General features: G+C 71.8%; 20 protein-coding genes. 9 read left to right on the forward strand and 11 right to left on the reverse strand.

Features of this window, described 5'->3' with window-relative positions; genetic code table 11:
- The first annotated feature begins 6 nt into the window (after positions 1-6).
- Both VZQ01_RS15490 and VZQ01_RS15495 read left to right on the forward strand, forming a co-directional pair.
- Positions 7-1,683 (forward strand): hypothetical protein, encoded by a 1,677-nt coding sequence (locus VZQ01_RS15490; protein WP_426748227.1) that lies wholly within the window; start codon positions 7-9, stop codon positions 1,681-1,683.
- Between the two features lie 141 nt (positions 1,684-1,824).
- Complete coding sequence (locus tag VZQ01_RS15495; RefSeq protein WP_223782410.1) at positions 1,825-3,870, forward strand: serine/threonine protein kinase; 2,046 nt, start codon at positions 1,825-1,827, stop codon at positions 3,868-3,870.
- A 36-nt stretch (positions 3,871-3,906) separates the two neighbouring features.
- On the opposite strand, the gene VZQ01_RS15500 is transcribed toward VZQ01_RS15495, so the two are convergent.
- Entirely contained in the window at positions 3,907-4,647 is a 741-nt protein-coding gene (locus VZQ01_RS15500; RefSeq protein ID WP_223749276.1) for a transglycosylase domain-containing protein, read from the reverse strand.
- A gap of 88 nt (positions 4,648-4,735) precedes the next feature.
- On the opposite strand from VZQ01_RS15500, the gene VZQ01_RS15505 reads away from it, so the two are divergent.
- Positions 4,736-5,428, forward strand: a complete 693-nt coding sequence (locus VZQ01_RS15505) for a ferredoxin reductase domain-containing protein (protein WP_223749275.1) — start codon at positions 4,736-4,738, stop codon at positions 5,426-5,428.
- On the opposite strand, the gene VZQ01_RS15510 is transcribed toward VZQ01_RS15505, so the two are convergent.
- The 4 genes from VZQ01_RS15510 to VZQ01_RS15525 all read right to left on the reverse strand — a co-directional run bounded on the left by VZQ01_RS15510 (position 5,422) and on the right by VZQ01_RS15525 (position 11,207).
- A complete protein-coding gene (locus VZQ01_RS15510; RefSeq protein ID WP_426748228.1) occupies positions 5,422-7,047 on the reverse strand; it encodes a WD40 repeat domain-containing protein in 1,626 nt (541 codons plus the stop codon). The two genes, VZQ01_RS15505 and VZQ01_RS15510, sit on opposite strands and share 7 nt — an antisense overlap.
- Positions 7,044-9,212, reverse strand: coding sequence for a penicillin-binding protein activator (locus VZQ01_RS15515; protein ID WP_426748229.1), 2,169 nt, complete (start codon positions 9,210-9,212; stop codon positions 7,044-7,046). Before VZQ01_RS15515 ends, VZQ01_RS15510 begins: the two co-directional genes overlap by 4 nt.
- A 249-nt stretch (positions 9,213-9,461) precedes the next feature.
- Entirely contained in the window at positions 9,462-10,592 is a 1,131-nt protein-coding gene (dnaJ, locus tag VZQ01_RS15520; protein WP_223749272.1) for a molecular chaperone DnaJ, read from the reverse strand.
- 174 nt (positions 10,593-10,766) lie between these two features.
- Entirely contained in the window at positions 10,767-11,207 is a 441-nt protein-coding gene (locus tag VZQ01_RS15525; protein ID WP_046710872.1) for a hypothetical protein, read from the reverse strand.
- Between the two features lie 158 nt (positions 11,208-11,365).
- On the opposite strand from VZQ01_RS15525, the gene VZQ01_RS15530 reads away from it, so the two are divergent.
- From VZQ01_RS15530 to VZQ01_RS15540, 3 genes are all read left to right on the forward strand, one after another.
- A complete protein-coding gene (locus tag VZQ01_RS15530; RefSeq protein WP_223782406.1) occupies positions 11,366-13,129 on the forward strand; it encodes an ABC transporter ATP-binding protein in 1,764 nt (587 codons plus the stop codon).
- Positions 13,130-13,202: 73 nt separating this feature from the next.
- Positions 13,203-13,580, forward strand: coding sequence for a hypothetical protein (locus tag VZQ01_RS15535; RefSeq protein ID WP_141333117.1), 378 nt, complete (start codon positions 13,203-13,205; stop codon positions 13,578-13,580).
- A 92-nt stretch (positions 13,581-13,672) separates the two neighbouring features.
- Positions 13,673-14,668 carry a hypothetical protein gene (locus VZQ01_RS15540; protein WP_223749269.1) on the forward strand — a complete coding sequence of 332 codons (996 nt, stop codon included), beginning with the start codon at positions 13,673-13,675 and terminating at the stop codon, positions 14,666-14,668.
- Here the strand turns inward: VZQ01_RS15540 and VZQ01_RS15545 are convergent.
- Positions 14,560-15,219 carry a hypothetical protein gene (locus tag VZQ01_RS15545; protein ID WP_141333115.1) on the reverse strand — a complete coding sequence of 220 codons (660 nt, stop codon included), beginning with the start codon at positions 15,217-15,219 and terminating at the stop codon, positions 14,560-14,562. The genes VZQ01_RS15540 and VZQ01_RS15545 overlap by 109 nt on opposite strands.
- Positions 15,220-15,390: 171 nt before the next feature.
- Here VZQ01_RS15545 and VZQ01_RS15550 point away from each other — a divergent pair, with 171 nt between their 5' ends.
- The 3 genes from VZQ01_RS15550 to VZQ01_RS15560 are packed head-to-tail and all read left to right on the forward strand — an operon-like array spanning position 15,391 to position 16,980.
- On the forward strand, positions 15,391-15,615 hold the full coding sequence (locus VZQ01_RS15550; protein WP_141326892.1) for a hypothetical protein: 225 nt from the start codon (positions 15,391-15,393) through the stop codon (positions 15,613-15,615).
- 45 nt (positions 15,616-15,660) lie between these two features.
- Positions 15,661-16,422: a hypothetical protein gene (locus VZQ01_RS15555; RefSeq protein ID WP_426748230.1), complete on the forward strand. Its 762-nt coding sequence runs from the start codon at positions 15,661-15,663 to the stop codon at positions 16,420-16,422.
- Between the two features lie 3 nt (positions 16,423-16,425).
- Positions 16,426-16,980, forward strand: a complete 555-nt coding sequence (locus tag VZQ01_RS15560; RefSeq protein WP_223749267.1) for a hypothetical protein — start codon at positions 16,426-16,428, stop codon at positions 16,978-16,980.
- Positions 16,981-17,026: 46 nt separating this feature from the next.
- On the opposite strand, the gene VZQ01_RS15565 is transcribed toward VZQ01_RS15560, so the two are convergent.
- From VZQ01_RS15565 to VZQ01_RS15585, 5 genes are all read right to left on the reverse strand, one after another.
- On the reverse strand, positions 17,027-17,611 hold the full coding sequence (locus VZQ01_RS15565; RefSeq protein WP_426748231.1) for a hypothetical protein: 585 nt from the start codon (positions 17,609-17,611) through the stop codon (positions 17,027-17,029).
- A 698-nt stretch (positions 17,612-18,309) separates the two neighbouring features.
- A complete protein-coding gene (locus VZQ01_RS15570; RefSeq protein ID WP_223749265.1) occupies positions 18,310-19,266 on the reverse strand; it encodes a hypothetical protein in 957 nt (318 codons plus the stop codon).
- Position 19,267: 1 nt separating this feature from the next.
- On the reverse strand, positions 19,268-20,803 hold the full coding sequence (locus tag VZQ01_RS15575; protein ID WP_223749264.1) for a pilus assembly protein: 1,536 nt from the start codon (positions 20,801-20,803) through the stop codon (positions 19,268-19,270).
- A complete protein-coding gene (locus VZQ01_RS15580; RefSeq protein WP_223749263.1) occupies positions 20,782-21,576 on the reverse strand; it encodes a TadE family protein in 795 nt (264 codons plus the stop codon). Before VZQ01_RS15580 ends, VZQ01_RS15575 begins: the two co-directional genes overlap by 22 nt.
- A gap of 162 nt (positions 21,577-21,738) precedes the next feature.
- Positions 21,739-24,795: a helicase-related protein gene (locus tag VZQ01_RS15585; protein WP_426748233.1), complete on the reverse strand. Its 3,057-nt coding sequence runs from the start codon at positions 24,793-24,795 to the stop codon at positions 21,739-21,741.
- Positions 24,796-24,805: the final 10 nt, after the last annotated feature.

Raw genomic sequence — 24,805 nt, forward strand, 5'->3', positions numbered from 1 at the left:
GGACCCATGCGGAAGACCTGGACGCTCGGCGCCCTGGGCGCGGCGCTCGGCGCGGTGCTCGCCGCCGGCGGTTGCTACGACTTCGACGCCGCGCGGAAGCGCTGCCTCGACGAAGGCCGGTGCGAGCAGGTGCCCGACGCCGGGCGCTGCATCCCCAACACCGCCATCGACGACACCCCGGACGACACCTTCGAGGACTCCGACTGCGACGGCGTGGACGGCCGCGCCAGCGAGGGCCTGTTCGTCGACCCCGTGACGGGCGACGACGTCAACGGCACCGGCACGCGCGACGCGCCGCTGCGCACGCTCGGCCACGCGCTGTCGCTCGTGCGCCAGTGGGACGGCGGCGCGCCCACGCGGGTGTACCTGGCGGGCGGGGAGTACCAGGAGGGTGAGCTGACGCTGGACGTGCCCGTGTCGCTCCACGGCGGCTACGCGGGACGCGATGGCGGCTGGCGCCGCGCCGGCACCCAGGTGGCCCGGTTGGAGGCCGGCCCCACCGCGCTCACCGTTCGCGGACTGTCGGACGCCGGCATCGTGCTGGAGTACCTGCGCGTGCGCTCCGCGGATGGACAGGCGCCGGGACAGCCCTCCATCGCCTTGCGCGTCATCGGCTCGGACGTGCGGCTGCGCCACACCGTGCTCACGGCGGGACACGGCGCCGCGGGACAGGATGGCGCGAACGGTGACGCCGGAGCACCGGGCCCCGACGGCGGCGAGGGCACCAAGACCCTCCAAGAAAGCCCGACCGTGCCGGGTGAGGGTGGCGCGGGCGGCATCAACCTGGCGTGCCCCGGCGAGGAGGGCTCGCGCTCAGGCGGAGACGGCGCCCCCGGAGTCCACAAGACCGTGGGCAACGACGGAGCCCCCGGGCAGCCCCAGGCGGGAGGTCCTCCGACGGGAGGGACGGGCGGCGCGGGTGGCGCGCTGGACACGAAGGACTGTCGGGCCTCTCCCTCCAGCTGCGGCTGTAACGCTGGCGACGGCTTCGCGGGAGACGCGGGCGTCGCGGGCATCCCCGGGGACGCGGGCGCGTTCGGCGCGGGAATGGGGACCTTGTCGGAGGTCGACGGGACGTGGACGGTGGGCGCGGGCCAGAACGGCGGCGCGGGTGAGCCGGGGACGTCCGGTACGGGTGGTGGCGGCGGCGGCAGCGGTGGCAGCTGCCTCATCCAGTCGAGCCCCCAGATCACCGAGCCCGCCAGCCCCGGAGGCAGCGGCGGCGGCGCGGGCGGCTGCGGCGGCCAGGGCGGCGCGGGTGGCGGTGGCGGCGGTGCGTCCATCGGCCTGCTGGTGTTCGACTCAAACGTGGCGTTGGAGACGGCCACGTCCATCGAGACGCTCGGCGGCGGCGCGGGTGGCCGGGGAGGCACGGGTGGACGCGGGGGGTCCGGCGGGGAGGGAGGCCTGACCGTGGGGCGCACCAACCTCGAGGACATGACCTACAAGAGTGGCGCCGGCGGCCCTGGCGGAAAGGGCGGCAACGGAGGCGCGGGCGGGCCTGGCGGCGGTGGTGGCGGCGGCCCCTCGGTGGGCATCTGGTGCACACGCTCGCAGGTGACGCAGGACGACGCGGGGACGACCATCACCCAGGGTCCGGGCGGCGATGGCGGACCGAGCGCGGGCCTTGCGGGCGAACCCGGCGCGTCGGTGCCGACGTTGGGCTGCCCGACCTCACCGTGAGGGACATCCGTCGGCTGACCGACGCTGGAGGGGCGTCGGGGACACTTGGGGTGTGCGTCGCCTGAACGCTCGCCCTGCACCCAGGTCCGAAGCCCATCGCGCCCCCCTCCCGGTCTTGCTACGCTGGCCTTTCTTCCCGAGATGGCTTCCGAGCTGAACTGCGAAACCTGTGGTCTCCCCGTCCCCGCCGACACCGGTGTGTGCCCGCGGGATGGCACCGTGGCACTCGCTGCGTTCCACGTCCCACCGCCGGCACCGGCATCGCCGGAGGCCGACGAGCCGAAGGTCATCGTGCAGAGCACCCTGGAGGCCTCGGCGGAGTCCCTGCGGGACCCGCTCATCGGCCTGAAGCTTGGTGAGTACGAGCTGCGCGCTCGGGTGGGCGTGGGCGGAATGGGGCTGGTGTACGAGGGCATCCAGCCGCTCATCGGCAAGCGCGTGGCGGTGAAGGTGCTGCGCCCGGAGCTGGCGCACTCCACCGAGCAGGTGGAGCGGCTGCTCGCCGAGGCGCGCGCGGTGAACGCCATCCGCCACCGCGGCATCATCGACATCTTCGGCTTCGGCCAGGTCCCTGACGGCCGGCAGTACATCGTCATGGAGTACCTGGAGGGCCAGCCGCTGGACGCGGTGCTCTCGGAGCGGACGCGGCTGCCCGTGCTGGAGGCGCTGCCCATCCTGGACGAGGTGCTGGCGGCGCTGGCCGCGGCGCACGGCGCGGGCGTGGTGCACCGGGATTTGAAGCCGAGCAACATCTTCATGGTCCACCAGCCGGACGGCTCGCGGTACGTGAAGGTGCTGGACTTCGGCCTCGCCAAGCGGGGCCAGGGCCCCACCGGCCGCACCGCGCAGACGCGCACGGACATGGTGGTGGGCACGCCGGAGTACATGGCCCCGGAGCAGGCGCGAGGCCAGGAGGTGGGTCCGATGACCGACCTCTACGCGCTGGGCGTCGTCACCTTCGAGATGGTGACGGGGCGGCTGCCCTTCATCGGCAGCTCGCCGGTGGACCTGCTGATGAAGCACGTGGAGGCGCGTCCGCCCCGGCCGTCGGAGTTCGTGCCCGACCTGCCGCCCGCGCTGGATGCGTTCATCCTGCAGATGCTGACCAAGGACCCGGAGGCGCGCCCCAACTCGGCGGACGCGCTCCGGCAGCAGCTCCACAAGCTGCGCCGCTCCCTGCGCTCCACCACGCACTCCAACGCGAGCGCGCTCGCCCCCACCCAGCCGAAGCCGTCCGTCCCGGACGACGCCGCCTCGCGCAGGCCCACCGCGCCCGTGCCCGCGCCGACGGAGCTGGGCGCGGAGCGGAGCCTGCGGCCGACGGCCGTGCTGGATGCGCCCGCGCGCAAGCACCTGCCCGTGGCCGTGGCGGTGGGGACGGCCGCGCTGCTGCTCGTCGGCGCCGCGGCGTTGATACTGCGCGAGCCGGCCCGCGCCGTGCCGCTCACGCCGCAGCGCGAGGTGGACGCTCGCGCCGACCGGCTCGCCGCGGAGGTTCGGGACGAAGCCCACGCCGCAGCGGCGGAGAACGAAGCTCCCGCCGAGCGTCTCGCAGCGGAGGCTCGGGACGAAGCCCACGCCGAGGCGGCGGGGAACGAGGCTGGGTCTGCGCAGCTCGCCGGGGCGGCTCGGAACGAGGCTGGCACCGCGCAGCTCGCCGCGCTTCCCCGGGATGAAACCCGCGCCGGGCAGCAGGTCCCTGGGGTGGGTGGCGCCGTCGGAACCTCGGCCGTCGGTGATGGCCAGAATCCCGCGGGCTCCACCGCACAGCAGGCTCCCACCGTCGCGAGCGCGCCCGTCGCAGCCCCGTCCGAGTCCGAAGCAGGGTCCGAGGGCTCGGCAACCGCCACGAGGAAATCACTGGCCCTCGCGAAGTCCACGCGAGAGACGAGTTCCACCACCGACGAGCCGGAGACACTGGCCCGTGCCGGACGGCCCTCGAGCGCGAGCAAGCCCACCACCACCCCCTTGGACCCGCAGTCGCGCGCCAAGGTGCTCAAGCGCATCGAATCGTTGGAGGAAGCCCTGCCCGAGCTCCTGGCTCAGAAGCGGGTGACGAGCCCGGGCGCCATGTTGAATCGGCTGGACAACCTCCGCATCGCCGCCAAGGACGCCGGCGACGCCGAGTCCCTCCGCAATGTCCAGCAGGGCATCGACCTGCTGGAGAGGATGTTCATCAAGAAGTGAGGCCCGGGCGGACCGACGCGCGCCCGAGCGTCCCGCTCACTCCATGCAGCCCAGCTTCTGGGACGTCGCGTTGCGCGCGCGGTCCTCGCTCACCAGCTTCCACCCGGCCAGGTCCCCCAGCAACGTGTCGCGGTCCTGCCGCAGCACCGTGGGGTTCTTGCACTGGCGGATGTCCCAGTAGCGGTAGAACGGCGGCAGCGCGAGCTGGAGCTCGGCGAACTCCGCCAACTGCAGCTCGTTGAGCTCCTTCTTGAAGAGCCGGAAGGCCGCGTCCTCCACGCCGACGATGCCTCGCTCGAAGTAGAGGATGGCCAGGTCGTACGCGATGAGCTGGTCCTTCTGCATGAAGGTGTGCAGCCGGTGCGCGGCGACCGTCAGCTCCAGCTTGCCGGAGATGCCCAGCGACTGGGCGATGCGCATGGCCAGCAGCCGCTCACAGGCGCCCTCACCCGGCGGGGACGAGCCCATCGTGGCGCCCACGAACAAGCGCCAGGCCCAGGCCGCGCCGTCCTCGCGCGGCGTCTGGAAGTAGCGCGGGCAGTCCATGTGGCGGATGTAGAGCGCCACCAGGTCCTTGGGCAGCCGGGAGAAGTCAGGCCGGTTGAAGGTGATGGGGCGCGGGTTGCGCTCGAACTGGCCCGCGCGCAGGCTCATCCGCTCGCCCTCGATGCTGTGCTTGAGCAGCTTCTCGACGTCGAACTCGCTCTCGAGCTGGGGCAGCTTGCTGGCCGTATAGAGATACGTCAGCGGAATGAGCACGCCGGCCAGGCCGAGCATGAACAGGATTATCCACAAGAGACTCTTCACCGCCCCAGGCTACCAGGGGCAGCACGCGCCCGACACACGGGTTAGAACCGCACTCACCATGCCCGACTGGCATCCGGCCACCGTCACCGCCCGCACCCCCGCAGCCGATGGGCTCACCGACCTCGTGCTCGACATCCAGGGCACACCCCTGGTGGGAACCCACGCGCACCCCGGCCAGTACGTCCGGATGTGCCTGCCCGGGCTGCAGCCGGGGATGTTCGCCATCGCCTCCCCGCCCGAGGCCCAGGGGCTTCGCTGGGAGTTCCTGCTCAAGGACGGCAGCCCGCTGCCCGACGCGCTCATCCGTCTGCCGCTCGGCGCGCCGGTGCAGGTGTCCGCGCCCGAGGGCAAGGGCTTCCCCGTGGAGCGAGCGCGCGGGCACGACGTGCTGCTGTTCGCCACCGGCTCCGGCATCTCCGCCATCCGGCCCGTCATCGCCACCGTGCGAAGGGACCGCTCGCACTTCGGCCGCGTGAAGCTCTACTTCGGCGCGCGCACGCCCGGGGCCTTCGCGTACCAGGGCGAGCTGCACACGTGGGAGGAAGGCGGCGTCCAGGTGGTGCGCACCGTCAGCCAGCCCGGCGCCAGCGGCTGGCAGGGGCTCACCGGCTACGTGCAGACGCACCTGGGCGAGGAGGCCGTCGCGGATGCCCGCGCCTTCGTCTGCGGACAGCCCGGCATGTCCCAGGGCGTCATCGAGGCACTGCGTGAGCGCGGCGTGCCCCGCGAGCACATCTTCTTCAACTATTGAGCGACGGGCGCCCCGGGAGGAACCACGGTGGCGCCGTCGACGTAGCCCACGTCGAGCAGCACCGCGGACGGGTCGCTCTCCCCGGAGCTGCTGGCCACCTGCGGCGTCCACGCGGCCACGCCCACCCTGCGCCCATCCGGGCTGAAGCGCACCCGGCGCACGGACCAGTCGAAGCCGTACGAGCCCCGCGCGGCCTCCTGTCCCTCGGTGAAGAGGTGCACCTGCTTGTCCCAGCCCCCGGACACGAGCGAGCGCCCATCCGGAGAAATCGCCGCCGTGGACACCACGCCCCGGTGCACCGGCCACTTGTGCAGCACCTTCCCCGTCGCCGCGTCCACCACCGCGCCCGCGTTGAAGTCGCCCCGAGGCTCCTCGACGCCCTTGCGCTCGCGCTCGTACACGGCGCGGTCCCTCTCCGGCTTCTGCTCCGACAACCCCACGCCCAGCCGGGCGCCCCGCGCGTCCACCGTGACGTCGCTGACGTACGCGGGGAACGTGAAGTCCGAGCGCCGCGCGAGCACCAGCGTGTCCACCACCGCCGCGCCCGCCTGGGCACCGCCCTTCAGCGCGAGGCGCGCCTCCAGCGTCTGCTCGTCGAAGGCCACGTCCACCTTGTCGGAGAACGGCGCGCCCAGCACGCCCTGGAAGCCCTGCGGCACGCACGCGTCGCACACCGCCACGTCCACGTCGCGCACCTCCAGCGACTTGAAGCGCAGCGACTGTCCCCGCGCCACCCGCGCCTGCGTCGTGCCCAGCGCGCCCGGCACGTCCACCGTGTCCTTCAGCTGCGACAGGTCGATGCCCGCCTGCGTCGCGGCCTCGCGGGTGATGACCACCTGGGGCACGCGCGCATCCAGCGTGAAGCCCACCGGCGTCTTGCCGTTGAGCGCGCCCACCACGATGGTCGAGCCCCCCCGCCGCTCGAAGCGCACGCGCGCCTCCTGGGGCGACAGTGACTGGACCTCGGTGGTCCACGCGCGCACGTGCTTGTCCCAGCCGCCCGAGTACAGCGTCCCATCCGGAGAGAAGGCCACGCCGCTCACCGGCCCCTCGTGCCCGCGCTCCTCGGACACATAGGCCAGGTCCGGCACCGCCAGCACCGTGAGCAGGCCCTTCACGCCGCCCGCCACCAGCCACTGGCCCTCGGGGTGGAAGGCCACGACGGACAGCGGCTCCTCGGTGGCGCGCACGCCCCTGGGCTCGCCCGTGGCCGCGTCGAACAGGCGCACCGCGCCGTCACGCCCCGCGGTGGCGACCAGGCTGCCGTCTGGCGAGAAGGCCACGCCCTCCACGTCGAACTCGTACGGGTTGATGGCCGGGTCGCCCAGCTTCCGGGGCGGCGTCTCCAGCGCCCACAGCGTCAGGAAGTAGGAGCGCGAGCCCAGCCGCGTGTACGCCACGCGCCGCTGCCGGGGCGAGAAGTCCAGGCCCCAGATGAAGTCCGTCCGGTTGAGGACCGCGCCCTTGCCCAGCCCCGCCGTCGCGCCCGTGACATAGGCGCCCGGCGTCTCGTCCAGCCGGGACACCACGTCCGGAGGCAGCGTCGCGACACCATGCGCGCACCCACCACCGCCCGCCGCCAGCAGCGCCGCCGCCAGCAGCCCCACCCCACCCCTCATGAACCCGAGCCTCCCGTCGCGGAGGCCGCCTTCTCGCGCTCCTTGTCCACGTTGATTTCGGTGACGCCCTTGTTGTCGATGGACAGGAGGAAGAGCTGCTTGACGGCCTCGCGCTTGTCGTTGAACGAGGTGCGGCCGGTGGCGCCGTCGAAGTCCTTCAGGTTGGCGAGCGACTCACGCATCTGCGCGCGCGTGCGCGGAGCGCCCTCCTTCTTCTCCACCAGCTGGCGGAGCATGCGGCCGGAGTCGTAGCCGATGGCCTCCAGCAGGCCCGGGTCCTTGCCCGTCTCCTGCTTGTACGACTCGCGGTACTTGCGCACGAAGTTGCGCGTGGCCGGCCGCTGCGAGTCCACGAAGAAGCCGTCCACGTACACCGAGCAGGTGACGAACTTGCCGCCGCGCTCGATGAGCTCCGGCAGACCCGAGCGCCCCTTGGGGCTGCTCCACTGGTTGGCGCCGAAGAGCGTCACCGTCTTCAGCTCCTTCTTGCCCGTCGTCTTGCGGATGCGCTCCAAATCGCGCGGGTCGCACGCGTTGGTGACGATGTCCTCCACCGCCAGCGCCGGGGCCACCAGGCTCACCCGCCGCCAGTCGTCCGGCATGAAGATGGCCTCGAAGTCGATGATGGGCTCGACGTTGCTCTTCACCTTCTCCAGCGCCTTGCGGCGACGGAACGCGTCCAGGTTCTCACCCTGCAAATCCCTCACGCCCTCGACGTAGTCGCCGCGGTCCTCCAGGTAGTAGCGGCCCACCAGCTTCTTGGCCTCCTGGGTGAACGTCGTCTGGTCGTGCGAGTAGCGCTCCGCGCCCCGCACCACGCCGCCCTGGTCCACCACCTGGTCCCAGAACTCGTTCGCCAGCTCCACGCCGTAGGGGATGTTCGGGTACAGCAGGGCGAACTTCTTGTAGCCCTTCACGTTGATGGCGTAGTCCGCGACGGCGTTGGCCTGCGCGGCGTTGGTCAGCATGTTGCGGAAGACGTACGCGCCCAGGTCCGTGACGCCGTCCTGCCGCGTCATGGTCAGCAGCGGCACCTGGAGCTCCTCGGCCACCAGCGCCGCGCGCTTGGAGTCCTCCGCGAGCACCGGCCCCAAGACAGCGATGGCGCCGTCGTCGAACGCGAGCTGCTCCATCGCCTGGCCCGTCTTGTTCACGTCGCCCTGCGTGTCCTTCACCACCAGCTCGATGTCGCTGCCCTCCAGGCCCAGCTGGATGCCACGCAGCACCGCCTCGCCGATGGGCTGGTAGCGGCCCGTCATGGGCAGCAGCACGCCCACCGTGCGGGGCTTGGCCTCCACGCGCCGCGTGGCGCGCGCGAGCAGCTCCCGGGCCTGGGGCGCGAACGGACTGCCAGGCGCCTCCGCGAGGAAGCGGTTGAGCGTCTCCTCCAGCCGGCTCCACTCGCGCAGGTGGTAGTAGACGCGCGCCAGCTTGAAGGTGAGCACAGGCCAGGCCGGGTTGGACGGCGACAGCCCGTCCGCCACGCGCGCGATGTCCACGAAGTCCGCGCGGCCCTCCACCAGCGCCTCCACCCGGGCCACCGCGGCGTCACGCTCCGCCTGCGTCTTCGCCTGCCCCGCCTCCTCCACCGCCATCGTCAGCGACTGGCCGTACAGGCCCGCGCCCTCGGCCGCGCGCGCCGCGTCACGCAGCAGCTGCTCCTTCTCGGCGCCCTCGGCGCGCTCGGCCAGGCTGGACAGCGTCTGGTACGCGTCCCGGTACGCGCCCACCTCCATGGCGGACAGCGCCAGCTTGCGCTTGGCGTCCTCGGCCTGGGTGTAGAGCGGGTTCTCGAAGAGCAGCTCGTTGAAGGACTTGCGCGCGTTGACGTAGTCCTTCGACTCGAAGAACAGGACACCCGCCTGATAGAGCGCGTCCTGGCCCGCCGTCGTCGCCGGGTACGCCTTGCGCACGGACAGGTAGGCCTCCGCGGCCCGCTTCTTGTCCGGCGTGGCCTGGGCCGTCTGCCGCGCCTGGGCGAGCGCCGCGTCCGCGGACGCGTCCTTGCGCACCTCGATGGCGGGCTTCTTCGGGAACGGGTCCCCCGTGGGCACGTCCTCGCCCGTGGTGCCACCGGACGGGATGCGGGAGGAACGAGGACAGGCCGTCAGCAGCAGGGCCAGCGCGACGATGAGCGAGCGGCGCAAGGTAGGCAGGACTTCCATGGCAGTGGGGTGCATAGCAGCGGCGACGCGCCTCCGTCGACAACGGAGCGGGGAGAAGATTCCTCGCGGAACCCCTCCCCTGCTGCACCCTTCATGCCCATGCGGCCGCTTGCCCCAGGCCGCGTTGACTTCCTCACGTTGGCGCGGCACCCGGACCACGCCCGCGCGGCCCTGGGGCCACGCTCCATGGATTCCCGGGCCTCCACGTGGGGCGGCCGGCCGGACACGGCAGGTCCGGCCTCACACGCCTCAGCCGAAGAGCTCCTTCACCTTGGCGAAGAAGCTCTTCGACTGGGGATGGGACTCCTCGCCCGACAGCTCCGCGAGCTTCTCGAGCAGGTCGCGCTGCTTGGAGGACAGCTCCGTGGGCGTCTCCACCACCACGCGCACGTGCTGGTCTCCGCGCTGCTGGCTGTGCAGATGGGGGATGCCCTTGCCCTTGAGCCTGAAGACTTTTCCGGACTGGGTGCCGGCGGGGATGGTCATCTTCACCTTCCCGTCGAGCGTGGGGACGTCGATCTTCGCGCCCAGCGCCGCGTGCGTGAAGGAGATGGGCACCTCGCAGAAGACCTCGTACTCCTCGCGCTGGAAGAGCGGGTGCTCCTTGACGATGACGGTGACGTAGAGGTCGCCGGCGGGGCCGCCCCGGTCGCCGGGCTCGCCCATGCCGGTCAGCCGCACGCGGGTGCCGTTGTCCACGCCCGCGGGGATGGCCACCTCGATGACCTCTTCGGACGGCGTCTTGCCCGAGCCCTTGCAGCGCGCGCACGGGTCCGGCACCACCGCGCCCGTGCCGCCGCAGTCACCGCACGGCCGCGACACCGCGAAGAAGCCCTGGGTGTAGCGCAGCTCGCCGTTGCCGCCGCAGGTGCCGCAGGGCCGCGGACCCGCGCCGCTCTTGCTGCCCGAGCCGCTGCACGTCTCGCACTTCTTCGGCCGGGGAATCGTCACCTTGGGCCGGCTGCCGAACGCGGCCTCCTCGAAGGTGATCTCCAGGTTGTAGCGCAGGTCCGCGCCACGCGAGCTGGTGCGACGTCCGCCACCCCGGCCGCCGCCGAAGATGTCGCCGAAGATCTCGCCGAAGATGTCGTTGATGTTGACGCCCTGGAACCCGCCGCCCGCGCCGCCGAAGCCCTCGAAGGGGTTGCCCGAGTGCCCGAAGCGGTCGTACTTCGCCCGCCGGTCGGGGTCGCTCAGCACCTCATAGGCTTCCGAGGCCTCCTTGAACTTCTCCTCGGCCTCGTTGTTCCCCGGGTTGCGATCCGGGTGGTACTGGAGCGCCACCTTGCGAAACGCGCTCTTGAGCTCCTGCGCGGAGACGGTCTTGGCCACACCCAAGACCTCGTAGTAGTCGCGTTTCTGTCCCGCCGCCGCTGGCATTCGCTTCAACCCCTGGAATTTGCTGGACTTTTTGACTCAGCGAAAAACTCTGAGTCACTATAACGCAGCCGAACGCGCCAGCAATCCAGGGGGCGGAAACGAGGGCCGCCCGGGGGCCGTGGGGCCCGCCGGGCGGTCGAAGAGGGCGTCGAGCCTCGGTTGGGGCGGGTGGGCCTAGACGGTCCACACGCGGTTGGCGGTCAGCTCCATGCGGGCGAGGCGACGCTTGAGCGTCGGGTCCACGGCGCCGGTGGAGGCCCACTTGGGCACCACGAAGTGCAGCTCCGCGTTGTAGAGCTTGGCGGCGCTGGCGAGCAGGCTCCAGCGGTTCTCCGCGGTCGGCTCCTCGACCATGCTCGGGGTGACGATCTCCAGGATGATGGGTGTGCGCGCCGAGTCGGACTGGCGGCAGGTGAAGTCGGGACGCGCATCCTCGATGGTGCCCGACAGGATGGGAGGCGGCATGAAGCCGGGGAGACGGGCCTTGATGTCCGTGTATCCGATGGTGCGGAAGTACTCGGCCATGAGCCACAGGAGCCGGCGGCGCTCCTCGTCTTCAACCACCGGCTCGCAGCCCGGATTGAAAAGGACCTCTTTTTCGTTATTGGTGTCCATGGCTCCCCTGAAGCTGTCCGCAGGGATGGAGGGGGGCAATGGAATGGGCCTGCCTGCCAGTGACGGTTGGTGGCAGGGCAGGCGACGGGGCACGACGCTCCGGTCGCCCCTGGACGTGGACCTGCTGACGACTCAGTGACAGAGTCCGCCGCCGAACAGTGGCTCCTCGTCCTTCCGCACACGTCTACCGCCGACTCCTCGGCTATCTGCGTCCCTACCGCCCGTTGCTCGCGGCGGGCGTGGGCGCGTCCCTGGTGGCCGCGATGGCCACGTCCGCGTACGCGTGGGTCGTCGGCCCCCTGTTGCGCGCGGTGCTGACGAGTCAGCCCGTCACGGTGGCGGGCGTGTCGCTGCCGGGTGATGCGTTGTTGCGACGACTGCCGCTGGTGGTCATCGCGCTCGCGCTGGTGAAGGCCGCGGCCCAGTTCCTCCAGGGCGGGCTGATGCAGCGGCTGGGCCAGCGGGTGATGGCGGATTTGAGAGGCTTCCTCTACGGGCGCCTGCTCGGACAGCCGCCCGCGTTCTTCGAGCGGCGTCACTCGGGAGAGCTGCTCGCGCGCTTCACGTCGGACGTGCCGTTGGTGGAGTTCTCCATCACGCAGGCGCTGTCATCGTACGTGAAGGACGGGCTGCAGGCGTTGGCCCTGTTGACGACGTGCTTCCTCATCGACGCGAAGCTTTTCCTCTTCACGTTCATCGTGGTGCCGGTGACCGTGCTGCCCATCAATCGCTTCGCCCGCTCGCTGAAGAAGGTCGCCGCCCGCTCGCTGCAGAGCCTGGGCGTGCAGACGTCGCTGATGGCCGAGCAGCTCCAGAACCTGCCGGTCGTGCAGGCCTACGGCGGGCAGGCGCGCGCGCTCGAGGCCTTCGACGTGGAGGCGGACAAGTACCTGGGCGAGATGCGCCGCTCGCTGTTCCTGCGCGGCGCGGTGAGCCCCACGGTGGAGCTGCTGGGCATCGCGGGCGTGGCCATGGCGGTGGCGTGGGGCGCGCGCGCGGTGTCGGCGGATCCGGAGCTGGCCGGGCGGCTGCTGTCGTTCCTGGCCGCGGCGCTGCTGTTGTACCAGCCGGTGAAGTCGCTGAGCGGCACGCTGTCGCAGGTGCTCACGGGCCTGGCCGCGGCGGAGCGGCTGTTCGCCATCGCGGACGAGCCCTCGCCTCCAGACACGGGGGACGACGCGCGGCCGCTGTCGAGGGCGCTGGTGCTCAAGGACGTGAGGGCCACGTACCAGGACGGGCGCGAGGCGCTGCGCGGCGTGGACCTGGTGGTGCCCGCGGGCAAGCGCGTGGCGCTGGTGGGGCCATCGGGCGCGGGGAAGACGACGCTGTTCTCCGTGCTGCTGGGCTTCCTGCCGACGTCGGGCGGACAGGTGTTGTGGGATGACACGCCGCTGTCGTCGCTCAAGCCGTCGAGCGTGCGCGGACAGCTCGCGTGGGTGCCGCAGGAGCCGGTGCTGTTCTCGGGGACGGTGCGACACAACCTGCGGCTGGGACGGCCGGAGGCGACGGACGCGGAGCTGTGGGAGGCGCTGAAGCTGGCGCACGCGGAGGACTTCGTGCGCGCGCTGCCGGGGGGACTGGACGAGTCCGTGGGCGAGCGCGGCGCGAGGCTTTCGGGTGGACAGCGGCAGCGGCTGGCGCTGGCCCGCGCGTTCCTGTGCAAGCCGTCGGTGTTGCTGCTGGACGAGCCGACGAGCGCGCTGGACGCGGCGAGCGAGGCCGCGGTGGGCGCGGGGCTGGAGACGCTGATGCGCGGGCGCACGGTGCTGGTGATTGCGCACCGGCTGTCCACCGTGCGCGACGCGGACGTCATCGCCGTGGTGGAAGAAGGCCGCATCGTCGAGGCGGGCACCCACGCGGAGCTGCTCGCGCTGCGCGGCCGGTACACGCGACTGCTGGGTGAGGGCGCGGTCGCAGCGTAAGGCCTCCTGCCGGACACCCGCGCGCGCGGTGCTTGCCTCCGGGCACCTGCTCTGCCAGCGTCCCGAGCGCGTCATGCGTCACCGGGAGCCCCTGTCCCTCAACGCGTTGCTCCTGGTGCCCTCCCTGGCACTCGCCGCCCTCGCGTGCGTGGCGGTGTCCGCGCGCCAGGGAGTGCTCGCCGCCGCCACCACCAGCACCCTCGTCCTGGTCCCCGTCGTCTTCCGATTGTGGACCCGCACCTGGTACCGCGGGCTCGTCGTGCGGGGCCTGGGCATCTTCTTCATCGGCATGCACGTGCCGCTCCTGCTCGCCGGCGCCCTCGCCTACGGCCGCATCGGCTGCGCCGAGGGCGGGTGCCCGCAGCTCTACCTGCTGGGTGTGCTCGCCTCCCCCATCGCCGGCGCGCTCTCCACCGTCGTGTACTGGCTCATCGGTCGTCCCCCAGTCTGAATTCCAAGAATTACCTGTAGAGACTAGTCTATCCGGGAATGCTTGTTACTCTGCGGCCCCGTCTCGCCCCTGCACTCTGCGTCGCCTCGGCCGTGCCGGTCACTGTCGTCGTGTGGTGCTTCACGCTCGCACCGCTGATGAACGGCCCGGAGGCGTTGGCGGAGGTGGTGGACGCAGCGGGTCCTTTCGCCGCGATGGTGGCCCTGTCGTTGCTGGTGGAGCTTCCGCTGTTGTCGCTGGCCCTGGCGAGCACGGGGCTGGGTCGTCGGGTACCGCTGGCGGTGATGCTGGGCATGGCCACGCTGCCGTGGATGGTGGGGCTGCTCGGCACCGAGGTGCTGGTGGGCCGCGCGATGTCCAGCCTGACTCGGCTGTCCACGCAGGACACCGCGCTGGATGTCGCCCTGAGCACCGGCCAGGCCATGGCCCCCCGACTGTTGGGCGCGTGGACGAGCACCGCGCTGTTGCTGGGACTCTCGCTGGGGCTGGCGCTGGCGCGCTTCGGCCCTGCGTGCGCGGACGAGGCCGGGGGCGCGCGGCGTGCCCGGGGGCTGCTGCTGGCCAGCGGGGTGACGGCGGCGCTGGCGTCCGTGGCGGCGGTGGGCGCGCTGGAGGCGCGTCACTTCCTGGAGATGCTCACCGGCCTGGGAGAGGTGCCCCATGCCGGGCGCGAGGAGTGGGTGTCCTTCGGCATGGAGTCCGCCGTGCGGCTGCGCGAGCTGCGGTGGATGTGCACGTCGGTGCTGGTGGTGCTGGGCATCATGCTGCTGGCGCGCGGCCTCAGCCGCCAGGACCCCTCCCACCGCAGGCCGCGCTGGGTCCCCAGGCTGGTGCCCGCGGCCGCCGTGACGGCGCTGCTGGTGATGGACCTGCACCCGGTGCGCTCGGTGGCGCGCACCACCCACGTCACCCTGCCTCGCGACACGGTGCCCACCACGCTGGACATGCTGCGACTGCTCGGCCTGGAGATCGCCCCCGCTCAGAGCAGCCAGATGAGCAACAGGAGGCCCACCACCACCCCCACGCCGAACACGGCGAGCATCACCATGCCCTCGGAGCCGCGCGACACCGGCGGCGCCACCTCGTGAGGATGCGGCGCGCCGAACACGTACTGGACCTGCTCCTCCTGCGACGACGGCTCGGGCGTGACGGGCGGGGACACGGGCGCGGACTCCAGTGAGGGCAACGTGGGCTCGGACGGGCGCTGGGACTCGCGGACGATGACGCCCGCGCCGGCCATCTCCAGGCCCTCGCGGGCGAGCGCCAGCACGCGCTGCATGTGGAGGATGTAGCGGTCCTGGCCGGTGTACGTGCCCATCGCCTGGGCGGCGCGCACGAGCCGGTGGGGGACCAGCTGAGGGTCCGCCTTCACCACGGGCACCGTGGGGCCGCCGTGGGCCTCCACGCGGCCGGTGCGCACGCCCTCGCCGCTGGCCCACATGTAGTGGTCCTCCAGCAGCGTCAGCTCCTGCCTGCGCACGCGCCCGTCGGAGTCCACCTGGGACATCAGCTCCGCGCCGTCGGTCCCCATGTGCCAGACGGTGCGCAGCCCGTTCTCTCCCGGCGGGCCCTCCACCGCGTGGACGCGGGAGAGGGCCAGCACCGCGGTCTTCAACGTCTCCGGCGAGGACTCGGCCATTCGGGATGGGAGACTAGGTGCGCCGGCTCCGAAACGGAAGGCGGCCATGCCCCCGCCCGCCCGCCCCCAAAGGCTCCCGCGGCCGCGGCCGCCTGCCCACGTTGAAGGGGTGACGGGCGCGTGCGCCAGCCAACACCTGGCGCGCCCGACGCCTGCGCAGCGAGGTCCGCCATGCCCATCCTCATCCCCAAAGAGCCCCTGGAGACGCCCTTCACGCTGCCCGACGAGCGCGCGCCCATCACGGGGGAGCCCGACGAGCACTTCCTCACCGGACAGGTGAGCTGGGACGGCACGCGCCAGCACGGCGGCGGCCACGTCCCGGAGGACTTCGAGTGGACGTCCAACCCGAAGGAGCGCCAGGACGACCTGATGGGCGAGTGGCCCCAGGACTCCTGATGCCGCGTGCGCTCGGCAGCCCGCCGGGGTAAGCGTCCCGCCGCCATGAGCCGCTCCAAGGACCGAGGCAGTGACTTCCAGCGCCAGTTCGAGGGCGCGTCGATGCTGGATGGATTGCTGGAGCTGTCCGGCAGCCCGTACGACACCGCGGAGGTGCTCGCCCGCATGCAGGCGGCGCACGCCAGGGGCCGCCCCCAGGGCGACGTCATCCCGGGGCTCTTCGAGGGCGAGCCGCGCTTCCCGTCGCCGGATATCGCGCGCAAGCTCTACCAGAACCTCTTGGGGCTCTGGGACCTGGTGGTGGAGGGGCGCGTGGTGCGCCTGGAGGACGGGGAGCGGCCGCCCCGGCCGAAGAAGAGCCGGCCCGTCGCGCCCGCGGACTTCCACCCGGGCGAGCCCTCGAGCGAATTCATCGAGACGGCCTGGCGTTATCTGGAGGATGACGAGAAGGCGCGCACGCGGCTGATGCACGCCTTCGAGAACCGACAGGATGCCCTGCTGGGCGCGCTTGACGCCGCGGGGCTCACGGACGAAGGATACGGGGTCGCCCGCCACCTGCTCTTCGAGCTGTACGCCATGCTGGAGCTGGGTTGGTCGCCGGGGGTCGCTTCGGTGCGCCCGGCGGCGCTGGTGGCGGACACGACGGCTCCACCGGTGCCCGAGTCGCTGCGGACGTACGCGGCCGAGGCGCTCTTCGAGGCGGAGCAGGACGAGGAGCAGCCCCTGACCGCACAGGAGCTGGAGGTGGTGCGCACCCTCGTCCAACGCGGACTCGCGGCGCTCTGGGGCGCACGCAAGGGGAGATGAAGGATGGCCAAGGACAACGACGACGGCGGCGGCTTCTCCGGGAAGCGCAACAAGACGTGGCGCGAAATCGACGCGGGCCGCGCCAAGGGCAGCAAGTACCACTCGCGCCAGGATGACCCCGCGCAGCAGAAGATCGAACGCAGCGCGAGCTACCAGAAGTACAAGGCCGCCGCGGACGCGCTCTTCACGGGCGGCGAGCTGCCGGAGGGCCTGGCGAAGACGTTCGACCCGGAGGGCAAGCGCAAGGCCCAGAAGCAGGCCATGCAGAAGGTGACGGAGTCCGAGACGCGCGCCGACTGGGTGAAGGCCGTGGTGGACTACCTGGAGAAGTACCCGGAGCTGCCCGAGGACGCGTACTTCCTCGACAGCCTGCTGGACCACCCGCGCGAGCGCATCGTCGACAAGGCGCTGGCCCGGCTGGAGGTGCTGGTGGAGGAGGGCAAGCTGCAAAAGAAGCCGCAGAGCCTGGACCAGCGGCTGAAGTCGGTGGAGCTGACCAGCATGGACCCGGACATGCAGGGCCGCGCCAAGGCGCTGCGCGAGAAGCTGCGCGCCTGAGTCGCACGGGTGGTGTCCGACGGGACGTGGCGCGACGACACGCGCCTCAGGGCCCGCGAAGTCGACCCCGGTGCACGAGCACCACGGAGCGCAGCCCCTTCTCGGCGGGCGCCTGGATGATGCGCAGCTCCTCACCGGGGCGGGTGTAGACGGACGTCTCCCCGTCGGCGAGCCGCCAGCCGTCGCGCCCCAACGCCTGGGCGTAGAAGGCGCGCACTTCGGCCTCGGACATGGGGACCTGGAAGGACAGCGTCCTGGAGCTCTCGTCGCTCACGCGCATCACGCCGTGCGCGCCGGGAGGGAGCGTGGCGACGTCACCGGCGATGCTCGGCTCGCGGGCCAGGGCGTGGTTGGCCTCGCCCAGGTACACGAGCGTGACGCCGCCCTCCTGAGGCTGGAGGATGACGGTGTAGGTGAGCCCCCGGTACATGTCGACGCCGGTGAGCATGGCCGCGCCGCTGGCGAGCTGGGGCTGCTCGGAGCCTGGAGGGACGTGAAGGCCGCCCGCGCGGAAGGCATCCGCGAAGCGCTGCACCAGGTCCTGCGCGGAGTCCTTCACCACCACGGCGCGGAGCACCACGGGTACGCCGTTGGCGTCGAGCACCTCGCTGGCGTCCACCTGTTCGAGCACGCGCAGCGACGGCCACGCGAAGCGTGGTCCGGTGTCCGCGGAGGGGCTCGCGCCGGACTTCGCGGCGTCGCTCGCGCTTGTGGCACGAGACGCGCCCGATGCCGCGGCGCCCGACTTCGCTGCGGGCGTGCTCGCGCTGGCTGCGCGTGGTGCGATTGATGGCGCGGCACTCGACTTCTCGGTACCCGTGCCCGCGCTGGCTGCGCGTGGTGCGCTCGACGGTGCGGCACTCGACTTCTCGGCACCTGCACCCGCGCTGGCCGCACGTGGCGCGCTCGGCGGTGCGGCACTCGACTTCTCGGCACCTGCGCTCGCGCTGGCTACACGCGGCGCGCTCGATGGCGCGGCACTCGACTTCTCGGCACCTGCGCCCGCTTCGGGCATGCGTGGAGCGCTCGACGGCGCAGTGCTCGACTTCTCGGCGCCCATGCCCGCCCCGGGCACGCTCGGCTTCGCGGTGGCAGTGCTCGCTCCCACGACGCTCGGAGTGCCCGATGGCGCGGTGTTCGGACTCGCACCAGGGCGCGGCGGGTTTGAATCAGGCCGCGCCAGGTCGCTCGCCCGGGCCGCGCGCCGAGACTTCGGCTCCGAGATGCCCGTGCTCGGCGAGCCTCGCTTCACAGGCTCCTGCTCGCCCCCTGGCGTGCTCGCGGCGACAGGCGCCGTGCCCAGCAGGCACAGGACGGCGAGCACGGACCTCACCGCACCCGCACTCCACCCAGCCACCGGTTCTCCCGGGGAACGTCGTACCGGCGCGCCAGGTTCGAGGCCCGGAACGGCGTCGTCTCCCAGACGGACTGGCCGCCCGCGTGCGTGGCGCCGATGTTCTCCTCGTAGCGGTCCTCCTCGCCCCGGAAGCTCATGAAGAACTGGTCCTCATTGACCGACTCCGCGCCCACCAGGCCCGCCAGCGCCGAGCCCGCGTTCCCGCCACCACCGTTGCGCCGGTACACCCGCTCCGCCCAGAGGTAGTAGTCCGGGTTGCCACACACCCTGCCGCTGTTGATGCTCAGCGCGCAGGCCCGTCCCTCCGCCACCGTCGACAGACCCCAGTCGTCCAGGAACACCCCGAACCGCCCCCGGCACTCGCCCGCCGTCGCGCGCCCCGCCGCGCACACGCGGAACGTCGCCGCCGCCGCGCGCTGCGAGGTCTGGAAGAAGCTCGGCTCCATGAAGCGGCCGATGCGCTCGGCGCGAAGCCGCGTGGACGCCGTGCAGCGCATGCCCGGCGACGCCACCCGCATCGTCGCCAGCGGCCCTCCCGCATGCTGCGGCTCCAGCGTGGGGACTCCCGCCGGGAGCTCCGGCTCGCAGTCCACCTGGATGGGCTGCGCGCGAGCGACGGCGAGCTGCACCGGCACCCCACCCGCTCCGTCCATGCGGCTGCGCCCGTCGTAATCCACGTAGCGCCCGTTCGCCTCCGCCAGCGCACCCGTCACCGCGGAGGGCCGCTGCCACTCCCCCGCCGCCGGGTCGTGCATCACGCGCCCCGTGGCGTTCCAGAGCGCGAAGTTGGCGGCCTCCTGCACCTTCAGCGTCAGCGCGCCCACCTCCGCGAAGTAGATGCCGAACAGGAGGATGGTGACGAACACCATCAACCCCAGCGCCGTCTCGATGAGCGACTGACCTCGTCGTGCCGCGCGTCGCGAGCGCATGTCAGTACCCCGCTCCCCGCCGGCTGCCGCCGCGGTAACCCGCCTCTTCCAGCTCCCGCAGCGTCCGGCCGTGCTCCGCGAACCCCGCCGTCTCCAGGCTCTGCGCCGGCCTGTCGTCCACCGCGCCCTCGGCGCTCACCAGCGTGGCGCGCCAGAAGGGGTTGAGGAAGTTGGGCGGCTCGCGCCAGCCTCCCCCCTGCGCCGCCGCGCGCGGCCGGTGGTAGTAGACGATGCCCGCCGACAGCGCGACCTGGTTGCGCTGCACGCTCTCACGCCCCGTCGGACGCGAGCGCCCCAGCGGAATCGAGAGGTCGAACTCCGTCGTGTTCTCCTCCGAGAACTTGAAGCGGAAGAACAGGTTCCACGGGTCCGGGTTCCTGCGGCGCGCGTCACTGCCGTAATCGCGATGCAACACCGAGTACAGCTTCGGCTGCGCGTAGTGGTTGCTCGGCCCGCGCCACATCTCGTCCACGTTGTAGCTCATGGCGAACGGCCAGATGCCCGGGCACGTCACGCACGCGCCCAGCGTGTGCCGCTCGTAGAGGGGCTCGCCCGCCTCGGGCGCCTGCCCCGGCGGCAGGCGCAGGCCGTAGACGTGCTGGTCCTGCGGCGTCTGCTGCTCGTCGGACATCACCCACGCGTCCGTCACCGGCACCGGCGCGGGCGGCGCGTTGCTCGCGCACTGCGTGGGGACGATGGCCGTCCCGTGGTCATGGCCCGTGGCGTTGCGCCCCGACACCGTGTTGTAGGTCGAAGGGTCCATCTCCGCGGCGGAGCCGTAGCGACGGAAGGCCGTGGAGCGCGCCGCGCCGCCCGTGCCGAACCCCGCGCTGCCGGTGGGCCGGTTGTGCACCCACGTCCAGCCCAGGCTGCCCATGGTGGCGTTCAGGTGCGCGCGCGAGGCGCCGCCCACCGGGCACACCGCGCCGCCGCCACAGGCGCCGCCGCCTCGCCGCACGGCGTCCATCAGCGGCCCGTGGCGAGGCACGTCCTCGGAGCCGTTGAGCTCCAGGAAGCTCTTGGCCGCGCCGTCCGCCGTCGCCTCCAGCTCCGGGTTGGCGCCCCGGGCGATGCGCACCGCGAGCTTCTGTCCGGCGATGTGCTCGGTGAGCAGGTGCGCGTAGATTTCCAGCCCCGCGCGGTACAGGTTGCCCGCCTTGCCCTGGGCCAGCTTCGTCTGCGTGGCGGCGTCCTTGTCCCGCGCCTCCCACTCCGTCACGGTGTACTTGGGCGCGCAGACCATGTGGGCCGCGTACACCTGGCTGCTGCGGCTGATGAGCGCCTGGGTGCCGGCCATGGCCACCATGTGCGCCACCTGCGCGCGGTTCATCACGGAGATGGCGTTGAACGTGCGCGCCGCGGCCACCGCCTGGCTGTAGGCCGCCGCGTCCGCCGCCATCTGGATTTCGACGCGCTCCTTGGCGCGCATGCCGAAGCCCAGCGTCATCAGCACCATCAACGCGAGGAGCAGCAGCGTCAGCGCGAAGAGGACGAGCGCCTGACCGCGCGGAGCACTCAGAAGCCGGTGACGGGACATTCGGCGCCTCGCGGGAAGTTCTGGGCCATCACCGGCGTCATCATCCGCATCGCCGCGTGGACCTGGATGGGGAACACGAAGTGGCCCTGCCGGCTCCACGCCACCATGCGCTCGTCGAGCGCGCCACCGGGCCAGTCATCCGGCCCCAGGGGCGGCGCCTCGTCGTTCCACCAGTCCGACTGCTTCTGCGCCGGCATCAGCGGGTTGGTGGCGGTGTAGCGACGCAGACCGAAGTGGGCCAGGAACATCCGGCTCATCACCCAGTTCGCGAAGGGGATGCGCATGTAGTACCAGGCCACCATGCGGATCTCCAACGTGCGGTTGTCGAGCGCCGCGTCGCTGTCCGTGGACTGGTCGAACAGCAGGTCCTCGTTGAAGGCGAGCGACTGCACCCACGCGACGTCCGGCGAGTCGCGGACGATCTCCACCATGGGGCCCCGGAACAGGTTCCCGTAGGAGCTGGTCACCCGGTACTCGTTGTCCCGCCGCACCCGGAACGCGTCCGCCAGCGCGCGCGGGCTGTCCGTGCGCACCACCGACGGCAGCATCGTCACCATCGCCGCGTGCATCATCGGCAGGCAGTCCGCGTGGTTGAGGCTGCCAGCCCGCACCGCCCGGTACACCGCCACCTGCGCCAGGATTCGCGCCTGCAGCATCATGAAGAGCTGCAGCGTCCCCAACACCAGGAACACCACCAGCGGGAGCGTCAGCGCCGCTTCCACCGCTGCCTGTCCGGACTGCCTGGATGTGGGTGAAATGGCGCGGGGAAGCATACACCTTCCAATTCCCTGAATCTTGTTGATTGAGGAATCGGTCAACTGGACCGTAGCCAAATTCGGTACCCAGCCCCACTGTCCACGACACAGTGGGACTGTCCGCGCGAGCCTCCGACACCTCGCGTCACGGGCGCAACACCCCGCCCTGCCCCGCACGTCTCAGCGGTTGAGAATGAAACCGCAAGCCGAGTCGAGTGTCACCTTCGCGTCACGAAGGGCGTGGAGCAGACGCTCGTAGTGCGCATGCTCGGCGCCCAGCTGGGTGGCGAGGGCGTCATCCGACAGGCCCTGGTGGTCCAGGGACAGGCGCAGGCGCTCCAGGCCGGCGTCGCGCTCGGCCTCGATGGCCTCGCGGGCGGCGGTGGTGAGCTTCTTCAGCGCGGCCTCGGCGGCCTTCTGGCCCACGGGCACCGCGGCGTCGAGGAAGGTGTCGAAGCCCGGGAAGGCGCGCGACACCTCGTCGCCCTTGAGCGTCTTGCCCTCGGCCTCCAGCGCGGGGAGCAGCGCGTCGTCGGCCCTGGGGCCGGAGGCGCCCCCGTCCACCACGGCCACGTGGACCAGGGTGCGCTCCAGGAAGCGCGCCAGCTGACGGCTGGGCACGCGCGCGCCGGGCGAGGTGTCCTCCGGCTCCGGCAGCTGCAGGTGGTAGAGCAGCTCCACGCCGCGCGCCTTCTGGGGCCCGCGCTTCTCGATGAAGCGGAACGCGCTGCGGCCATAGGGACCGTCGCGCAGGAAGCCGAACAGCGCCTCCACCAGCGGGTGGCCGGTGGCGAAGTACTCCAGCTCCTCGGCCTCCACCGCGGTGTCGCGCCAGAAGGTGCCCAGCTGCGTGCGGTCCTCCAGCACGTCCAGCCCCGGCAGGCCGTCCACCTTCAGCGCGTGGCCGAACTGGAACGCCACCTGGAAGGCCTCCACCTGCTCGTCGGTGTCCACGCCGATGCCCACCCGGCGCGCCAGCTCCGTGACGGTCTCCTCCAGCCGCTCGTCCAGGTCCCGCGCGACGCCCCACAGGCCGTCCTCCAGCCCGAGCGCCTCGCCGTCGTCGCCGTCCTCGTCGGACTCGATGCCCATGCGCTCCTGGGCCTTCTTCACCAGGCGCTCCACCGCGGGGCGGTCGAAGCTGCGCACGTCCAGGAGCGGATCATACGCGCGCTTCACCTGCTCGCGCGCCGACTCCACCTTGGCCTTGAGCTCGCCCGCATAGGCCACGCGCGCCTCGCGCGGCAGCAGCGCCAGCTCCGCCAGCCGGTCCTCCACCTCCTCCAGCACCGCGTCCAGGCCGCCCACCGTCTCGCCGAACACGCCCACCGCGTCCGCCAGCAGCGTCAGCACGTCCGACGCCAGCGTGCCCGCCACGTCGAAGACGTGGATCTCCACCGGGTGCGTCTGGCCGATGCGGTCCAGCCGGCCGATGCGCTGCTCCACCGTCGCCGGGCTCCAGGGCAAATCGTAGTGCACCAGGTGGTGGGCAAACTGGAAGTTGCGGCCCTCGCCGCCCACCTCCGTGCAGAGCAGCACCTTGGGGCCCTCCGGGTCCCGGAAGCGCGCCACCTGCCTGTCCCGCTCCACCAGCGGCAAATCTCCGTGGTAGCCCAAGGCCTCCACGTTCTCGCGCGACAGCTCCGACTGGAGCATCTCCAGCGTGTCGCGGCTCTCGGTGAAGACAAGCACCTTCGCGGAGGGCTCCGCCTTCCACACGCCGCGCAGCACGCCCACGAAGGCGCTGAACTTCGCGTCGCGCGACGGCAGCTTCAGCACGTCCGCCTTCGCCTTGAGCACCGGGTTGGACTTCACCGCGCCGGAGAACGCCGCGGAGCTGGACTCCAGCCGGCGCAGCACGTTGCCCAGGGGCGCGCCCCTCAGCGTGCCCTGCGCCAGCACCTCCAAGGCCGCGTCGCGGACCTTCAGCTCCTCGGCGGGCAGCGCCACCGCGTGCCGGTGCAGCCTGCGCGTGGAGAAACCACCCACCACCGCACGACGGTTACGCACCAGCGTGTCGCTGAGGCTGTACGTCTCCGCCAGGTGCTGCAGGAGCGCTTCGGGCTCCTTGAGCGTCTTGAGCCGCGCGTCCTCGGGGAAGCGCTGGGCCAGGGCCTTCACCGCCGCCGTGGCCTGGGCCTTGCCGCCCTCGCGCAGCGCGCGCACCGCGGTGGACAGCTCCTCCTGGCGCGCGAGCCGCTCCTCGAAGCCCTTCACGGACGGGGCCGTGGCCGCGTCGATGAGGGTGAGCAGCCCGTGGTACTCGGCCGGGTCCAGCTGCATGGGCGTCGCGGTGAGCAGCAAGAGGCCCCAGGAGTTCTTCGCCAGCACGGAGGCGGCCTCGAAGGCGCGCTCGCCCTTCAGGTGGTGCGCCTCGTCGATGATGACCAGGTCCCAGAACGCGTCCTCGCCCGCGAGCTCCTGGCGGTGCTCCTCGCTGCGCGACAGCAGCTCCAGGCTGGTCACCACCAGCGGGAAGCGCGCCCAGGGCGACACGCCCGGGGCCTCCTTGAGGGACTGCGCGTAGCGGTCCGAGTCCATCAGCGTGAAGAGCTGGTTGAACTTGTGGAACAGCTCCACCAGCCACTGCACGGTGAGGTGGCTGGGGGCCACCACCAGACAGCGCCGCACCAGGCCCGACAGCCGCAGCGCGCTGAACACCATGCCCGCTTCAATCGTCTTGCCCAGGCCCACCTCGTCGGCGAGCACGAAGCGCGGACGCCGGGCGGACAACACCCGCTGCACCACGCCCACCTGGTGGGGTTTCACCATGACGCGGCTGGCGAGCAGCGCGCCCAGCGCGTCACACCGCCGCTCGTCGTCCAGCACCAGCGCCTGCTTGCGCAGCGTGAAGGCGCGCGCGTCCCCCACCCGACCCTCGCGAAGTGTCGACAACAGGTCCGAGCGCGGCGGCAGCGCGCGCACCTCGGACTCCGGCAGCTCGTCCTCCTCGCCCGTGTCCGCGTACCTCAGCACGTAGCGCCGCAGGCCCCGCGCTCCCGGCTCCTCGGCCACCACCAGGGCCAGCCGCCCCTTGTACGTCACCACCGGCTCTCCCGGAGGCAGCGGGTAGGACACCAGGGCGCCGCCCTTGGTGGACACCAGCACCGGGGCGTCCTCCCGTGCGGGGAAGACGACGAGCGCCTTGGCTCCGTCCTCCTGGAGGGACAGCAGGTGACCCACACCCCATTCGGGCTGGGGGAGATAGCGGACCTTCAGACCTTCGACGAGAGACATAGGCGGTGTG

The sequence above is a fragment of the Myxococcus faecalis genome, from assembly GCF_050039385.1.
GTDB classification, from domain to species: domain Bacteria; phylum Myxococcota; class Myxococcia; order Myxococcales; family Myxococcaceae; genus Myxococcus; species Myxococcus fulvus.

Excerpts from the sequence above, each read along its gene's own strand:
- dnaJ (WP_223749272.1), bottom strand. The coding sequence starts at position 10,592 with ATGCCAGCGGCGGCGGGACAGAAACGCGACTACTACGAGGTCTTGGGT.
- VZQ01_RS15575 (WP_223749264.1), bottom strand. The coding sequence starts at position 20,803 with ATGTCCCGTCACCGGCTTCTGAGTGCTCCGCGCGGTCAGGCGCTCGTC.
- VZQ01_RS15580 (WP_223749263.1), bottom strand. The coding sequence starts at position 21,576 with ATGCTTCCCCGCGCCATTTCACCCACATCCAGGCAGTCCGGACAGGCA.
- VZQ01_RS15555 (WP_426748230.1), top strand. The coding sequence starts at position 15,661 with ATGAGCCGCTCCAAGGACCGAGGCAGTGACTTCCAGCGCCAGTTCGAG.
- VZQ01_RS15560 (WP_223749267.1), top strand. The coding sequence starts at position 16,426 with ATGGCCAAGGACAACGACGACGGCGGCGGCTTCTCCGGGAAGCGCAAC.
- VZQ01_RS15490 (WP_426748227.1), top strand. The coding sequence starts at position 7 with ATGCGGAAGACCTGGACGCTCGGCGCCCTGGGCGCGGCGCTCGGCGCG.
- VZQ01_RS15550 (WP_141326892.1), top strand. The coding sequence starts at position 15,391 with ATGCCCATCCTCATCCCCAAAGAGCCCCTGGAGACGCCCTTCACGCTG.
- VZQ01_RS15515 (WP_426748229.1), bottom strand. The coding sequence starts at position 9,212 with ATGGAAGTCCTGCCTACCTTGCGCCGCTCGCTCATCGTCGCGCTGGCC.
- VZQ01_RS15510 (WP_426748228.1), bottom strand. The coding sequence starts at position 7,047 with ATGAGGGGTGGGGTGGGGCTGCTGGCGGCGGCGCTGCTGGCGGCGGGC.
- VZQ01_RS15525 (WP_046710872.1), bottom strand. The coding sequence starts at position 11,207 with ATGGACACCAATAACGAAAAAGAGGTCCTTTTCAATCCGGGCTGCGAG.
- VZQ01_RS15500 (WP_223749276.1), bottom strand. The coding sequence starts at position 4,647 with ATGCTCGGCCTGGCCGGCGTGCTCATTCCGCTGACGTATCTCTATACG.
- VZQ01_RS15535 (WP_141333117.1), top strand. The coding sequence starts at position 13,203 with ATGCGTCACCGGGAGCCCCTGTCCCTCAACGCGTTGCTCCTGGTGCCC.
- VZQ01_RS15495 (WP_223782410.1), top strand. The coding sequence starts at position 1,825 with ATGGCTTCCGAGCTGAACTGCGAAACCTGTGGTCTCCCCGTCCCCGCC.
- VZQ01_RS15585 (WP_426748233.1), bottom strand. The coding sequence starts at position 24,795 with ATGTCTCTCGTCGAAGGTCTGAAGGTCCGCTATCTCCCCCAGCCCGAA.
- VZQ01_RS15545 (WP_141333115.1), bottom strand. The coding sequence starts at position 15,219 with ATGGCCGAGTCCTCGCCGGAGACGTTGAAGACCGCGGTGCTGGCCCTC.
- VZQ01_RS15505 (WP_223749275.1), top strand. The coding sequence starts at position 4,736 with ATGCCCGACTGGCATCCGGCCACCGTCACCGCCCGCACCCCCGCAGCC.
- VZQ01_RS15570 (WP_223749265.1), bottom strand. The coding sequence starts at position 19,266 with ATGCGCTCGCGACGCGCGGCACGACGAGGTCAGTCGCTCATCGAGACG.